The sequence below is a fragment of the Pseudomonas palleroniana genome, assembly GCF_022836895.1.
Taxonomy (GTDB): Bacteria; Pseudomonadota; Gammaproteobacteria; order Pseudomonadales; family Pseudomonadaceae; genus Aquipseudomonas; species Aquipseudomonas palleroniana.
Genome location: NZ_CP092411.1, coordinates 5,342,135 through 5,356,384 on the forward strand (window position 1 = coordinate 5,342,135; position 14,250 = coordinate 5,356,384).

Here is a 14,250-nt window from a genome sequence, read left to right on the forward strand (position 1 = left end):
TTACCACCTGCAAACCAGCAGCACGGGAGGTTTTGATCATTTTGCAAAGACCTCCAGCAATCGGGGCGCAATTCTATCCAGTGGGCGAATTTCAACAGCGGCATCAATCGCCGCCGCCGCTTTGGGCATGCCATACACCGCCGAACTCTGTTGGTCCTGGGCGATGGTCAAATATCCTTGTTCACGCAGTAATTTGAGCCCTTGGGCGCCATCGCGCCCCATGCCGGTCAGCAATACGCCGACGGCATCGCCATTCCAGTGGCTGGCGACGCTCTCGAAAAACACGTCGATGGAAGGTCGATAAATCTCGTTCACCGGCTCGGCGGTATAGGCCAGCGTGCCGTTTTTCAGCAAGCGGATGTGGTGATTGGTGCCGGCCAGCAAGACTACGCCGCTTTGTGGCGGTTCGCCTTCACGGGCCAGGCGCACCGGCAGGCCGGACGCACTGCTCAACCACTCGGCCATGCCGGCGGCGAACACCTGGTCCACATGCTGCACCAGCACAATGGCGGCGGGAAAGTCGCCTGGCAAGCCCTTGAGCAGGGTTTCCAGGGCAGCCGGCCCTCCCGCCGACGAGCCAATCGCTACCAGGCTCTGACGCTTGCCGGTAGCACGTTGCGGCGTGGCGTCGGCGCGCACGCGGCTGCCGCGCTGACCAATCAGCCAGCCGATATTGAGGATCTTGCGCAGCAGCGGCGCCGCTGCATCCTTGGGGTTGCCCACGCCCAGCGCCGGTGTGTCCACTACGTCCAGGGCACCATGGCCCATGGCTTCGAACACGCGGCTGACGTTGGCCTGGCGGTCCACGGTGACAATCAGGATCGGGCACGGAGTATCGGCCATGATCTGACGGGTGGCTTCCACGCCATCCATCACCGGCATGATCAGGTCCATCAGGATCAGGTCCGGGGTCAGTTCGGCGCAACGTTGCACGGCTTCCAGGCCGTTGCTGGCCACCCACACCACTTCGTGGGCAGGCTCGAAACTGAGTGCGCGGCGCAGCGCCTCCACCGCCAGGGACATGTCATTGACGATCGCAATCCTCATGCCCGGGCTCCTCCGATCAGTTCAACCACGGCGTCGAGCAAGGCGTCATCGTGAAAACTGGCTTTGGCTAAATAATAGTCGGCGCCGGCATCCAGTCCACGGCGTCGGTCTTCTTCGCGATCCTTGTACGACACCACCATCACCGGCAACGATTGCAGGCGACTGTCACGACGCAGAAGTGTGACCAATTCGATACCGTCCATGCGAGGCATATCAATGTCAGTGATAAGCAGGTCGAAGTCTTCGGAGCGCAATGCGTTCCAGCCGTCCATGCCGTCGACTGCGACGGCCACTTCATATCCGCGGTTTAACAGCAATTTGCGTTGCAGCTCACGTACGGTCAGCGAGTCATCCACGACCAGCACCCGTTTGCGCGCAGCTTCGGTGGCCTGCTGGCTGCGCCTCGCGATGCGCTCCAGGCGGCCGGTGTTGAGCAGCTTGTCCACCGAGCGCAGCATGTCTTCGACATCCACGATCAACACCACCGAACCATCATCCAGCAAGGCACCGGCGGAGATGTCCTGGACCTTGCCCAAGCGATCATCCAGCGGCAACACCACCAGGGTGCGCTCGCCGATGAAACGTTCCACCGCAATGCCATACACCGCATCGCGTTCGCGGATGACCACGACCTTCAATGTCGCGTCATTGCTTTGCGCCGCCGGGCGCTGCAACAACTGGCTGGCGGCAACCAGACCGACATGCCGGCCCTCGTGCCAGAAATGCTGGCGGCCTTCCAACTGGACAATATCGTCCGGCGACAGGTCGCACATGCGCTCGATATGCGCCAGCGGAAAAGCATAGGCTTCTCCGCCGACTTCCACCACGAGGCTGCGCACCACCGACAGGGTCAACGGCACTTCCAGATGGAAGCGACTGCCCTGCCCCGCCGCCTGCTCCAGCACCACCGCGCCGCGCAATTGCCGGACCATATGCTGCACCGCATCCAGGCCCACGCCGCGTCCGGACACTTCGGTGACTTTGTCGCGCAGGCTGAAACCGGGCAGGAACAGGAACGTCAGCAGCTCCTCCTCGCTCAAACGCAAGGCGGTTTCCGGCGGTGACAGATGCCGGTCGACGATGGTCCCGCGCAGGCGCTCAAGGTCGACGCCATTGCCGTCATCGCTCAGTTCCAGCACCAGCAACCCCGCCTGATGGGAGGCACGCAGACGGATCAGGCCCTCGGCCGGCTTGCCCGCCAGGATACGCTGCTCGGGCATTTCGATGCCGTGGTCGACGGCATTGCGCAGCAAATGAGTGAGCGGCGCCTCGAGCTTTTCCAACACGTCGCGATCGACCTGGGTCTTTTCGCCTTCGATTTCCAGGCGCACCTGCTTGCCCAGGCTGCGCCCGAGGTCGCGGACCATGCGCACCTGCCCGGCCAGCACATCGGCAAAGGGCCGCATGCGACAGGCCAGCGCGGTGTCGTAAAGCACCTGGGCACGCTGCCCGGCCTGCCAGCCGAACTCATCCAGCTCGACGATTTTTTCCGCCAGCAGGGCCTGGGCTTCGCTCAGCAAACGCCGGGTATCGGCCAGCGCTTCCTCGGCTTCGAGGTTCAAATCCAGCGCCCTGAGCTGGCCGTCCAGCGTATCCAGTGCGCGTGCGCCGTTACTTTGAATCCGCTTGAGGCGCTGCATGCTTGCCAGGTAAGGCTTGAGCCGCTGGGTTTCCACCAGGGACTTGCTGGACAGGTCTAACAGACTGTTCAAGCGCTCGGCGGTCACGCGCAGCACGCGCTCGCCACCCTCGGTCATCGGTTTGCTCTGGCGCGGCAACGCCGGTTCGGGCTCGGGTGCAGGCGCTTCAATGATCGGCGCCGGGGCAGGCTCGGGCGGTGGTGGCGGTGGCGCGACGTTGGCAGTCGGCTGCGACGGATCGAGCAGCCGTTCCATCAATGCCACATAGGCATCAATATCGGCCGCTCCCACATCATTGCCGGGGGTGGCAATGCGCATCAGCAAATCAGTGCCCTGCAGCAGAGCGTCGATATGCTCAGGTTGCAGGTACAGGCGGCTTTCCTGGGCACTGACCAGGCAGTCCTCCATGACGTGAGCCACGCTGACCCCGGCGTCCACGCCGACGATGCGCGCCGCGCCCTTGAGCGAATGGGCGGCGCGCATGCAGGCCTCAAGCTGGTCGGCCTGGGTCGGGTTACGCTCCAGGGCCAGCAGGCCCGCGCTCAATACCTGGGTCTGCGCATCGGCTTCCAGGCTGAACAGTTCCAGCAACGAGGCATCGCGCATCTGGTCGGGGGTCATGTGAGGCTCCGGGTCACGGCGGACAGCAATTGCGCCTCGTCCAGCCAACGCAGGCTGCGGCCCTTCCACTGCAACACACCCTGGGTGAAGCGCGCGCTGGCCTGGGTGCCGGAGGCGGACGCGGCCTTCAAGGCGCGTTCATCGATGGCATGGATACCGTCGACTTCGTCCACCGGCACCACCACCGGGCCGTCCTGCGCGGCGATGATCAACATGCGCGGCATGATGCGCCCGCCCGTCGCGCCATGATCGGTGACGTCCAGGCCAAGCAGCTCGACCAGCGACAGGCACGCCACCAGCGCGCCGCGTACGTTGGCTACGCCGAGCAATGCCCGTGAGCGCTGGTGCGGCAGGGAATGAATCGGTTGCAGCGGTGCCACTTCCACCAGGCAGCGGGTGGCGATGCCCAGCCATTCGTCGCCGAGGCGGAACATCAACAGGGAACGGGTGGCCACGTTCTCGTCGACGGCGTCGGCGGCGATCGCGTGGCGATCGTCCTGCTGCAACGCATAGCGGTCGAGCAAGCGCGTGGCGGCGGCGGAATACACCGAGCAGTTGCGGCAGTGAATATGTTCGGCCAGCAACGGGCAGGATTTGTCGCCATGGATGCCGATACGGTTCCAGCAATCGTCGATGCGTTGGGTGTCGGTCAGGGTCAGGTCAAGACCCGCAGTGTCGAGCTCGTCGGAGGTACTCATCGTTTGGACTCACTGTCAGCTCGCTCGCTACGCGCGGCCCGCGCCTGCAAACGGCGCGCCCCCGCACTGTCGCCCTGGGACTCGAGCAACGCGGCCAGATGCATCAGGGCCTGCGGGTGCTGCGGTTCCAGGTATAGGGCTTTGCGGTAATACCCCTGGGCTTCCAAGGCGCTGCCGGCCACATCGCTGAGCAAGCCCAGCCAGTAAAACACTTGGGCGACCGGCGGGTGGTTGCTCAAATACTGTTCACAGGCAGCCCGTGCCTCAGCACTTTTGCCCTCATTGGCCAGAGTGGCGATCCGGCTGAGCAAATCACCCGCGTCCGTCTGCGGTGCCTTGATCGGCAGCACCTGGGCGCTGACCGTGCTGAACGGGCGCGGTTTGGGCGGGATCGGTGCTGCGCTGCGCGCCGGCACGGGGGCCTGCATCGGCACGAAAACCGGCGCAGGCTTCACCGGTTCCACATGTCGGCTGAAGGCAAAGGACTGTGGCACGCCAATCGAGCGCATGCCATGGCGCCCCAGCAAACTGCCTTCGGCCGGGCCGATAAACAGCACGCCATCGACATGGGTCAAGCCCTTGAGCACATCGAAGACTTGTTTCTGGGTCGGCTGGTCGAAGTAGATCAGCAGGTTGCGGCAGAACACGAAGTCATAGCTGGGCTCATTCGCCAGCAACGCAGGGTCCAGCAAGTTTCCGACTTGCAGGCGCACCTGCTCACGTACTCTATCGGCAATGTGGTAACCGTCGGCCTGCTCGGTGAAGTGGCGCTGGCGAAACTCCAGGTCGCCACCGCGAAAGGAATTCTTCCCGTACACCCCGCGCCGCGCCCGCTCTACCGACAGCGGGCTGACGTCCATGCCCTGCACCTTGAACTGGTGCGGGGCCAGGCCGGCATCGAGCAACGCCATGGCAATCGAATAGGGCTCTTCGCCGGTCGAACATGGCAGGCTGAGAATGCGCAACGCGCGCAGCTGGTTGATCTCGGCCAGACGCGCCTTGGCCAGGCGCGCCAAGGTGGCAAAGGACTCCGGGTACCGGAAAAACCAGGTCTCGGGAACAATCACCGCCTCGATCAGCGCTTGCTGCTCGTCCTGCGAGCTGTGCAGTCGCTGCCAATAGTGCTCCAGCGTTGCCGCCTGCACGGCCTGGCTGCGCTGGCGCACGGCGCGCTCGATAATCGCCTCGCCCACCGATGCGACATCAAGGCCAATGCGTTCTTTCAGGAAGGTAAAGAAACGTGGGTCGCTGCTCATAGGCTCAGCTCGGCAGAAAATAGCAAAGCGCGGGCTTCATCGGTCAATAACTCGGACACGCCGATCCACTGCATCAAGCCCTGGGCATCTTCACGCACCAACCCCAGGTAAGGCGCCTGCCGATTGTCGAGGCCATAGGGTTGAAACTCGGTAGGGTAGCAATGCAAGGTGTCGGTAGCCTGCTCCAGGATCAACCCCAGCCTGCGCGCCTCGATCCAGGGTTGCGGCTGGTAGTTGACCAGCACCAGACGAGTGCTGGTACGCACCTGGGCCGCTGTGCCGAAGGTCAACGCACTGAGGTCGATCACCGGCACCAACACCCCGCGATGGGCAAATATGCCTGCCACCCACGCCGGCGCATGAGCGATGGGTTTGAGTGGCAGGCGCGGCAGCACCTCGGCCACTTCCGTGGCCTTGAGCGCATAACGTTCGCCGCCGATGTGAAACACCAGGAACAACGTCTTTTTCGCTGCCGGGACGGCGCCGCGTTTAGCCGCGAAGTCGCTCATCAGACTTTGAAACGCGATACGCCGCTGCGCAGACCGACCGCAACCTGGCTCAATTCATCAATGGCAAAACTGGCCTGGCGCAGGGACTCCACGGTCTGGCTGCTGGCATCGCCCAGTTGCACCAACGCGTGGTTGATCTGCTCGGCACCGGTGGCCTGGGCCTGCATGCCTTCGTTGACCATCAACACCCGAGGCGCCAGGGCCTGTACCTGGTGGATGATCTGCGACAGCTGCTCGCCGACTTGCTGCACTTCGAACATGCCACGGCGCACTTCTTCAGAAAACTTGTCCATGCCCATCACGCCCGCCGACACCGCCGACTGGATCTCGCGCACCATCTGTTCGATGTCATACGTGGCCACTGCGGTCTGGTCGGCCAAGCGACGGACTTCGGTGGCAACCACGGCAAAGCCGCGGCCGTATTCGCCGGCCTTCTCGGCTTCGATAGCCGCGTTGAGTGACAACAGGTTGGTCTGGTCGGCAACCTTGACGATGGTCACCACCACCTGGTTGATGTTGCCGGCCTTCTCATTGAGGATCGCCAGTTTGGCGTTGACCAGGTCGGCGGCGCCCATCACCGAATGCATGGTTTCTTCCATGCGCGCCAGCCCTTGCTGGCCGGAACCGGCAGCGACCGAAGCCTGGTCGGCGGCGGTGGATACCTCGGTCATGGTGCGGACCAAGTCCTTGGACGTTGCAGCAATTTCGCGGGAAGTAGCACCGATTTCGGTGGTGGTTGCAGCCGTTTCGGTGGCGGTCGCCTGTTGCTGCTTGGAGGTCGCGGCGATCTCGGTCACCGAGGTGGTCACCTGCACCGACGAGCGTTGGGCCTGGGACACCAGCGCAGTCAGTTCGGTCATCATGTCGTTGAAGCCGGTTTCGACTGCGCCGAATTCGTCCTTGCGCTCCAGGTTCAAGCGTTTGCTCAGGTCACCGTCACGCATGGTGCCCAGAATCGAAACAATGCGCTGCATCGGCCCCGTGATCGCGCGCATCAACAACAGGCCACAAAGGGCGGCGGCGAGAATGGCCAGGCCCAGCGAGACGAACATGCTGATCTTTGCGGCCTCTACAGCAGCGTCGATCGCGTTGGTTGCCTGGTCGGCGACGTTCTTGTTTTCGGTAATGATGTCGTTGAGCTTCATGCGGCCTGCGGTCCAGGCCGGTGTCATTTCGGTGTCGAACAACTTGCGCGCAGCGGCGACATCGTTGTTTTGCAAGCGATCCACCACCGCGGCCAGGGCCTTGTTGTAATTCTGGTGGTAGGCTTCGAATCTATCGAACTCGGCCTGATCGTCACCACCGTTGATGGTGGCCTGGTAGTTGGCCATCTGTTGCAGGATGCGCGCTTCGAAGGACTTGAACTCAGCCTTGTCGGTGTCGCTCAGCCCCTTGTTTTGACCCGAACCGATCAGTTCCAGGATATGCAGGTAACTGTCGACCCAGGCGCTACGAATCATCGAACTGAGGTAAACCCCCGGCACCGCGTCGTCACGCACCGCGACTTCACTGGTTTCGATCTTCAGCAACCGTGAATAGGAGACCACAACCATTAACAGCATGATGGCGATAATGACCGCAAAGCTAGCCAAAATCCTTTGGCGCAAGGTCCAGTTCTTCACAGTAATTCCTCGAAGGCCCATTCAAATGCTGGGGAGTATAGCTGAGCGGATGCCTGCATTTATCAACAGCTTTTGCCGGACCAGGCAGAGGACGCGAATAGTTGTGAGAGGGGGCTGGTTCCCGATAGCAGTGTGCCAGGCCACTTATACATAATTGACCCACCGCTATCGGGAGCAAGCCCCCTCCCACAGGTTATCCATCGTCCACTCTATCTCTTAACTGACAGGCATTAGGGCTTGCCCCTCCCACATGGGTTTTGCGTGCTACCTGGGGTTATGCGTTCAACCGCACTTGCTTTTCCAGCTCAGCTTTCAGGCCAGGGTCGAGTTTGAGCTGGCGGGCCAGTTCGTCGAGGTAGGCTTTTTCCATGAAGTTTTCTTCGTCGACCAGCATCACGCTGGCGATGTACATCTCCGCGGCCATTTCCGGCGTGGCGGCAGCGCGGGCGACGTCGGTCGGGTCGAGCGGTTTGTTGAGCTCGGCGTGCAGCCAGCGTTGTAGCTCGAGGTCGTTGTCCAGCTTGGTGAACTCCCCTTCGATCAGCGCCCGCTCGCGCTCATCGACATGCCCGTCGGCCTTGGCGGCCGCCACGAGTGCCTTGAGGATCCCCTGGCTGTGCTGCTCGACCTGGGCCGGCGGCAGGCGGTCGAGGGTTTGCGGTTCGCCTTGTGCTGCACCGGCCTGTTGCGCCTGCCAGTTGCCGTAGGCCTTGTAGGCAATCACGCCGAGTGCCGCCAACCCGCCGTAGGTCAGGGCCTTGCCGCCGAACTTGCGGGCTTTTTTGTTGCCCAGCAACAGGCCCATGGCTCCCGCCGCCAGGGCGCCGCCGCCCGCACCGCCGAGCAGGCTGCCCAGGCCACCCCCGCCAAGCAAGCCGCCCAGGGCACTTTTATCGTCCTGTTTACGTTGGCCGCCAGCTTTGTTCTGCAACATATCCTGGCCAGACTTGAGCAACTGATCGAGTAATCCACGGGTATTCATTCGCAACCTCCAGACACTTGGGTTCGTAGGACCAATAGGCCCCCAGCGTAAAACTAAGTGCCAAAAAACCCCGATCTAGAGTGCTTCCAGATGTAACGCCGATGTACAGCCAGAGATAACGACAGCGGGGCGGCGGAAATGCTTTGTTTCACATGCAAAGCCATCATGCCGCCATCAATCAATTTTCCTGGCTCATCGAACCGCTTAAGCTATCCAGCGTCTGTTTATTGTCCGTAGCGTTTGGCCGAAGGCATGTCCGAACCGTTATTTTTAATCCAGCACGCGCCAAGGCCGGCGCGGGATTTGCTCACGACAGGTTGTCTCTATGCACCGCAGGAATTTGCTCAAAGCATCCATGGCCATTGCGGCTTACACCGGTTTGTCGGCCAGCGGCCTGTTGGCCGCACAGGCTTGGGCCGGCAACCGCGCCGCCGATGGCAAGGCCGTGGCCTTCGATTTTGAGTCGCTGAAGGCCCAGGCCAAACAACTCGCCGGGACCGCATACAAAGACACCAAGCAGGTGCTGCCGCCGACCCTGGCGAACATGACACCGCAGAATTTCAACGCCATCGGCTACGACGGCAACCATTCGCTGTGGAAGGAACTGAACGGCCAACTGGACGTGCAGTTCTTCCACGTCGGCATGGGTTTCAAGACGCCCGTGCGCATGCACAGCGTCGACCCCAAGACCCGTGAGGCGCGCGAGGTGCATTTCCGCCCTTCGCTGTTCAACTATGCCAAAACCACCGTGGACACCCAGCAGTTGACCGGCGACCTGGGTTTCTCCGGGTTCAAGCTGTTCAAGGCGCCGGAACTGGATCGGCATGACGTGCTGTCGTTTCTCGGCGCCAGCTACTTCAGAGCCGTGGACTCCACCGGCCAATACGGCCTTTCCGCACGCGGCCTGGCGATTGATACCTACGCGAAAAAGCGCGAGGAATTCCCTGACTTCACGCAGTTCTGGTTTGAAACGCCGGACAAGGACGCCACGCGCTTTGTGGTCTACGCCCTGCTCGACTCGCCGAGCGCCACCGGGGCTTACCGCTTCGATATCGACTGCCAGGCCAACCAAGTGGTGATGGCCATCGATGCGCATATCAATGCGCGCACCGCCATCGAACAGCTGGGCATCGCACCGATGACCAGCATGTTCAGTTGCGGTACTCACGAGCGTCGTATGTGCGACACCATTCACCCGCAAATCCACGACTCGGACCGCCTGGCGATGTGGCGCGGCAACGGTGAGTGGATCTGCCGCCCGCTGAACAACCCGGCCAAACTGCAGTTCAACGCCTTTGCCGATACCGATCCGAAAGGTTTCGGCCTGGTCCAGACCGACCATGAGTTTGCCAGTTACCAGGACACCGTCGACTGGTACAGCAAGCGTCCAAGCCTGTGGGTCGAACCGACGACCGCTTGGGGTGAAGGCTCCATTGACCTGTTGGAAATCCCCACCACCGGCGAAACCCTGGACAACATCGTGGCCTTCTGGACCCCGAAAAAGCCCGTGGCCGCCGGCGATTCGCTCAACTATGGCTACAAGCTTTACTGGAGCGCCTTGCCACCGGTCAGCACACCGTTGGCGCAGGTCGACGCCACACGCTCAGGCATGGGTGGCTTTACCGAAGGTTGGGCACCGGGCGAGCACTACCCTGAAGTGTGGGCACGCCGGTTTGCCGTGGACTTCAAGGGCGGTGGCCTGGACCGCCTGCCGGCCGGCACCGGGATTGAGCCGGTGGTGACCTGCTCCCATGGCCAGGTGAAGGATTTCAGCGTGCTGGTGCTCGACAACATCAAGGGCTATCGCATTCTGTTCGATTGGTACCCCACCAGCGACAGCGTCGAGCCCGTGGAATTGCGGCTGTTTATCCGCACGCAGGACCGTACCCTGAGTGAAACCTGGCTGTATCAATACTTCCCGCCGGCACCGGAACAGCGCAAGTACACCTGACGCACCGGTTGCCATAATGTGGGAGGGGCATCGCGCCTCCCACATTATCAAGCGGGTGGTTCAGAACCGCGAAACACTCTTCATCGCCCCGATCAGATACCGCATCGCCACTTGATCGCTCTCGGTCAAGGCGCGGTACTGCGCCAGTAATTCGGCCTCATCCGAACTCAACCTTCGGCTACGCAAGAACACCCTGCGGGTCAGAAAAGACACCACCACACCCGCTACACCATAGGACTTGGCCATGGACTGCTTCTCCTGAAATCGATCAAATATTCCTCATGCCCATTACCCGCCTGCCGTGAAACGCAATGTCTTCAAGGACTCACAGCCTGATTCCCTGGGCCAGAAACCGGGCTTACCCTAAGCGTAGAAACTATCTCGCCATGCGTGGGATTTTTTTAGAGTATTCACTTAAAATTTTTCTTCGGTAACAAACACCTACAGGGCATTCTCACGAAGAAGGCGCTACAGCGGGCGTTAATAAGCCTGCGCGGACCTTTTAATACGTCTTCGACCTACATTGAGCCGTCCCCTTTTCAGCGATCCAGGATCGACGTGCCATTTAAACGCAGGCAAGAAAAAACCCACCGTGCCAGGGTGGGTTTTGGTTGCGTGTGCAGGTGATCAGTCCCTGAGATCCGATTCGTGGATCGGCTGGTCGCGATGGGTCGCCCGTTGGTACTGCGCTGGCCAGATGGCTTTGCGCCCGCCCAGATCATCGTCGGCATGCAACGGCCAATAAGGGTCACGCAGCAGTTCACGAGCGAGGAAAATGATGTCCGCCTGGCAGGTACGCAGGATGTGTTCGGCCTGGGCCGGCTCTGTGATCATGCCGACAGTGCCGGTGGCAATACCGGACTCTTTGCGCACTCGCTCGGCAAAACGGGTCTGGTAGCCCGGGCCGGTGGGAATCTCGGCATTGGCGGCGGTGCCGCCGGAAGACACGTCGATCAAGTCCACGCCGAGGTCTTTGAGGCGGCGCGCCAGCTCCACGGTTTCATCGGGGTTCCAGCCATCTTCCACCCAGTCGGTGGCCGACACCCGCACAAACAACGGCAACTCCTGGGGCCACACGGCGCGGACGGCCTCGGTCACCTCCAGCACCAGCCGGATGCGGTTTTCAAAGGAACCGCCATAGCGGTCCTGACGCTGATTGCTCAGGGGCGACAGGAATTGGTGCAGCAGGTAGCCGTGGGCGGCGTGGATTTCCACCACTTCGAACCCGGCGGTCAAGGCGCGCTTGGCGGCAGCGACAAAATCGGCAATCACCTGCTGGATCTGCCCCTCGTCCAGCGGCTTGGGTTGGGTATGGTTGGGATCAAAGGCGATCGGCGACGGCCCCACCGGCACCCAGCCGCCTTCTTGCGGCGTGACACTGCCGTGTTTGCCGATCCACGGCCGATGGGTGCTTGCCTTGCGCCCGGCATGGGCCAGCTGAATACCGGCCACTGCCCCCTGGGCCGCAATAAACCGCGTAATGCGCTGCAGGGGTTCGATCTGTTCGTCGTTCCACAGGCCCAGGTCCTGGGCAGTGATGCGGCCATCGGCAGTGACGGCGGTGGCTTCGGTAAATATCAGGCCGGCGCCCCCCACGGCACGGCTGCCGAGGTGCACCAGGTGCCAGTCATTGGCCAGGCCGTTTTCGCTGGAATACTGGCACATCGGCGACACCGCAATACGATTGAGCAGGGTCAATTGGCGCAGTGTGTAAGGTTCGAGCAGCTGACTCATGGCGCACCTCTTCTGGACTTTTTGGGCACTTTTTGCAGGAGCGCGCTTGCTCGCGAAAGCCTCACGGGCGCCGTGTTCACCCAGGATAGACGCGTTAACGTTGACGTTTTTCGCGGGCAAGCGCGCTCCTGCATAACAGTGCTTAGAGCCTAGTCGACAACGATGGATTGCACAGGGTTCAGAAACAAAGCGGGAGCCGATTGCCGGCTCCCGTGCTGCAAAAACTTACATCTCGACCTGGGTGCCCAGCTCGATCACCCGGTTTACCGGCAGCTTGAAGAAACGCAGGTTGCCGTTGGCGTTCTTCAACATGAAGGCAAACAAGCTTTCGCGCCACCGCGCCATGCCCTTGATGCGCGAAGCGATCACCGTTTCGCGACTGAGGAAATAGGTGGTGCGCATCGGGCTGAAGTCCAGGTCGTCCAGATGGCACAGTTTCAAGGCTTCGGGCACGTCCGGCTCATCGGTAAAGCCGAAATGCAGGATCACCCGGAAGAACCCCTCCCCGTAGGCGTCCACTTCGAAACGCCGTGAAGCGGGCACGCGCGGGATATCTTCATAGACCACCGTCAGCATCACCACCTGCTCGTGCAACACCTGGTTATGCAACAGGTTGTGCAACAGCGCATGGGGCACGGCGTCAGGCCGCGCGGTAAGGAACACAGCCGTGCCCTGCACGCGATGCGGCGGCTGCACGCGGATGCTGCTGATAAAAATCGGCAGCGGTAGCCCGCCTTCCTCAAGGCGGTCCATCAGCAGTTCCTTGCCGCGCTTCCAGGTGGTCATCAGGATAAACAGCACAATCCCCGCCAACACCGGGAAGGCGCCGCCCTGGACGATCTTGGGTACGTTGGCGGCGAAGAACAGGCCGTCCACCAGCAGGAAACCGATCAGGACCGGAATCGCCAGCACTGGAGGCCATTTCCACAGCAACAGCATCACCGCCGATACCAGGATGCTGGTGATCAGCATCGTGCCCGTCACCGCCACCCCGTAAGCCGAAGCCAAGGCATTGGAGGATTCAAAACCCAGCACCAGCAGGATCACGCCGACCATCAGCGACCAGTTCACCGCGCCGATGTAGATCTGGCCTTGCTCGGCGCTGGAGGTGTGCTGGATGTGCATGCGCGGGATGTAACCCAGCTGGATCGCCTGGCGGGTCAGGGAAAACGCCCCGGAAATCACGGCCTGGGACGCAATCACCGTGGCCAGCGTCGACAGCGCGACCAGCGGGATCAATGCCCAGTCCGGTGCCAGCAGGTAGAACGGGTTACGCGCCGCCTCGGGGTTTTCCAGCAGCAAAGCACCTTGGCCGAAGTAGTTGAGCACCAGCGCCGGCAGTACCAGGGCAAACCAGGCACGGGCGATCGGCTTGCGCCCGAAGTGGCCCATGTCGGCATACAGGGCTTCGGCACCGGTCAGCGCCAGTACCACGGCGCCGAGAATCGCCACGCCCATGCCGGGATGGGACAAGAAGAAACGCACGCCCCACGCCGGGTTCAGTGCATTGAGCACTTCCGGGTGTTGCAAAATGCCGTGGATGCCAAGCCCGGCCAACACCAGGAACCAAACCACCATCACCGGCCCGAAGAGCTTGCCGATGCGGTCGGTGCCGTGCTTCTGGATCAGGAACAGCCCGACCAGCACCACCAGCGACAGCGGCACCACCCAGCGTTCGAGACCGTCAAAGGCCAGCTCCAGCCCCTCGACCGCCGACAATACCGAGATCGCCGGGGTGATCATGCTGTCGCCGTAGAACAGCGCAGCGCCGATCAAGCCGAGGATCACCAGCACCGAACGCAGTTTGGGGTACGGCGACGCCGCCCGCCGCGCCAGCGCCGTCAGGGCCATGATGCCGCCCTCGCCCTGGTTATCGGCACGCAGAATGAACAGTACATATTTGATCGACACCACCCAGATCAGTGACCAGAAGATCAGCGCCAGAATGCCGAAGACCCCGTCATGGTTGACCTGAACCCCGTAACCACCTGTGAACACTTCTTTAAGGGTATAGAGCGGGCTGGTACCGATATCGCCGTAAACCACCCCGACCGCCGCCACCAGCATGCCAATCGGCTTTGCGTTGGAATGCTCGGCACATGCTGCCTGACTACTTGCCTGACCCATCAACCACTCCTGCCCTTTGACCTGAGGTCTTATATAACCAGCGCATCTGAGCTGACCCTAGCA

At 61.8% G+C, this 14,250-nt stretch carries 11 protein-coding genes; 1 reads left to right on the top strand and 10 read right to left on the bottom strand.

Annotated features, from left to right (window positions below; genetic code table 11):
- Positions 1–36: 36 nt before the first annotated feature.
- From cheB to MJP36_RS24040, 7 genes are all read right to left on the bottom strand, one after another.
- Positions 37–1,047: a chemotaxis response regulator protein-glutamate methylesterase gene (cheB, locus tag MJP36_RS24010; protein WP_060754002.1), complete on the bottom strand. Its 1,011-nt coding sequence runs from the start codon at positions 1,045–1,047 to the stop codon at positions 37–39.
- The gene (locus MJP36_RS24015) at positions 1,044–3,308 is read right to left on the bottom strand and encodes a hybrid sensor histidine kinase/response regulator (RefSeq protein ID WP_090366428.1); all 2,265 of its coding nucleotides are present in this window, start codon (positions 3,306–3,308) and stop codon (positions 1,044–1,046) included. Before MJP36_RS24015 ends, cheB begins: the two co-directional genes overlap by 4 nt.
- Complete coding sequence (locus MJP36_RS24020) at positions 3,305–4,006, bottom strand: chemotaxis protein CheW (RefSeq protein ID WP_244384136.1); 702 nt, start codon at positions 4,004–4,006, stop codon at positions 3,305–3,307. Before MJP36_RS24020 ends, MJP36_RS24015 begins: the two co-directional genes overlap by 4 nt.
- Complete coding sequence (locus MJP36_RS24025) at positions 4,003–5,262, bottom strand: CheR family methyltransferase (protein ID WP_244384137.1); 1,260 nt, start codon at positions 5,260–5,262, stop codon at positions 4,003–4,005. Before MJP36_RS24025 ends, MJP36_RS24020 begins: the two co-directional genes overlap by 4 nt.
- Positions 5,259–5,771, bottom strand: coding sequence for a chemotaxis protein CheW (locus MJP36_RS24030; protein WP_244384138.1), 513 nt, complete (start codon positions 5,769–5,771; stop codon positions 5,259–5,261). Before MJP36_RS24030 ends, MJP36_RS24025 begins: the two co-directional genes overlap by 4 nt.
- On the bottom strand, positions 5,771–7,414 hold the full coding sequence (locus MJP36_RS24035) for a methyl-accepting chemotaxis protein (RefSeq protein WP_425226325.1): 1,644 nt from the start codon (positions 7,412–7,414) through the stop codon (positions 5,771–5,773). The genes MJP36_RS24030 and MJP36_RS24035 overlap by 1 nt, the downstream gene beginning before the upstream one ends.
- A gap of 253 nt (positions 7,415–7,667) precedes the next feature.
- The gene (locus MJP36_RS24040) at positions 7,668–8,375 is read right to left on the bottom strand and encodes a tellurite resistance TerB family protein (RefSeq protein WP_244384140.1); all 708 of its coding nucleotides are present in this window, start codon (positions 8,373–8,375) and stop codon (positions 7,668–7,670) included.
- A gap of 325 nt (positions 8,376–8,700) precedes the next feature.
- Here MJP36_RS24040 and MJP36_RS24045 point away from each other — a divergent pair, with 325 nt between their 5' ends.
- Positions 8,701–10,326, top strand: a complete 1,626-nt coding sequence (locus MJP36_RS24045; RefSeq protein ID WP_060753995.1) for a glucan biosynthesis protein D — start codon at positions 8,701–8,703, stop codon at positions 10,324–10,326.
- Between the two features lie 60 nt (positions 10,327–10,386).
- Here MJP36_RS24045 and MJP36_RS24050 read toward each other — a convergent pair whose 3' ends face one another.
- The 3 genes from MJP36_RS24050 to MJP36_RS24060 form a co-directional block, all read right to left on the bottom strand.
- Positions 10,387–10,572 carry a hypothetical protein gene (locus MJP36_RS24050; RefSeq protein WP_060753994.1) on the bottom strand — a complete coding sequence of 62 codons (186 nt, stop codon included), beginning with the start codon at positions 10,570–10,572 and terminating at the stop codon, positions 10,387–10,389.
- Positions 10,573–10,953: 381 nt separating this feature from the next.
- On the bottom strand, positions 10,954–12,060 hold the full coding sequence (locus MJP36_RS24055) for an NADH:flavin oxidoreductase/NADH oxidase (RefSeq protein WP_060753993.1): 1,107 nt from the start codon (positions 12,058–12,060) through the stop codon (positions 10,954–10,956).
- A 225-nt stretch (positions 12,061–12,285) separates the two neighbouring features.
- Positions 12,286–14,187 (bottom strand): potassium transporter Kup, encoded by a 1,902-nt coding sequence (locus MJP36_RS24060; RefSeq protein WP_244384141.1) that lies wholly within the window; start codon positions 14,185–14,187, stop codon positions 12,286–12,288.
- Positions 14,188–14,250: the final 63 nt, after the last annotated feature.

Excerpts from the sequence above, each read along its gene's own strand:
- cheB (WP_060754002.1), bottom strand. The coding sequence starts at position 1,047 with ATGAGGATTGCGATCGTCAATGACATGTCCCTGGCGGTGGAGGCGCTG.
- MJP36_RS24015 (WP_090366428.1), bottom strand. The coding sequence starts at position 3,308 with ATGACCCCCGACCAGATGCGCGATGCCTCGTTGCTGGAACTGTTCAGC.
- MJP36_RS24020 (WP_244384136.1), bottom strand. The coding sequence starts at position 4,006 with ATGAGTACCTCCGACGAGCTCGACACTGCGGGTCTTGACCTGACCCTG.
- MJP36_RS24025 (WP_244384137.1), bottom strand. The coding sequence starts at position 5,262 with ATGAGCAGCGACCCACGTTTCTTTACCTTCCTGAAAGAACGCATTGGC.
- MJP36_RS24030 (WP_244384138.1), bottom strand. The coding sequence starts at position 5,771 with ATGAGCGACTTCGCGGCTAAACGCGGCGCCGTCCCGGCAGCGAAAAAG.
- MJP36_RS24035 (WP_425226325.1), bottom strand. The coding sequence starts at position 7,414 with ATGGGCCTTCGAGGAATTACTGTGAAGAACTGGACCTTGCGCCAAAGG.
- MJP36_RS24040 (WP_244384140.1), bottom strand. The coding sequence starts at position 8,375 with ATGAATACCCGTGGATTACTCGATCAGTTGCTCAAGTCTGGCCAGGAT.
- MJP36_RS24045 (WP_060753995.1), top strand. The coding sequence starts at position 8,701 with ATGCACCGCAGGAATTTGCTCAAAGCATCCATGGCCATTGCGGCTTAC.
- MJP36_RS24050 (WP_060753994.1), bottom strand. The coding sequence starts at position 10,572 with ATGGCCAAGTCCTATGGTGTAGCGGGTGTGGTGGTGTCTTTTCTGACC.
- MJP36_RS24055 (WP_060753993.1), bottom strand. The coding sequence starts at position 12,060 with ATGAGTCAGCTGCTCGAACCTTACACACTGCGCCAATTGACCCTGCTC.
- MJP36_RS24060 (WP_244384141.1), bottom strand. The coding sequence starts at position 14,187 with ATGGGTCAGGCAAGTAGTCAGGCAGCATGTGCCGAGCATTCCAACGCA.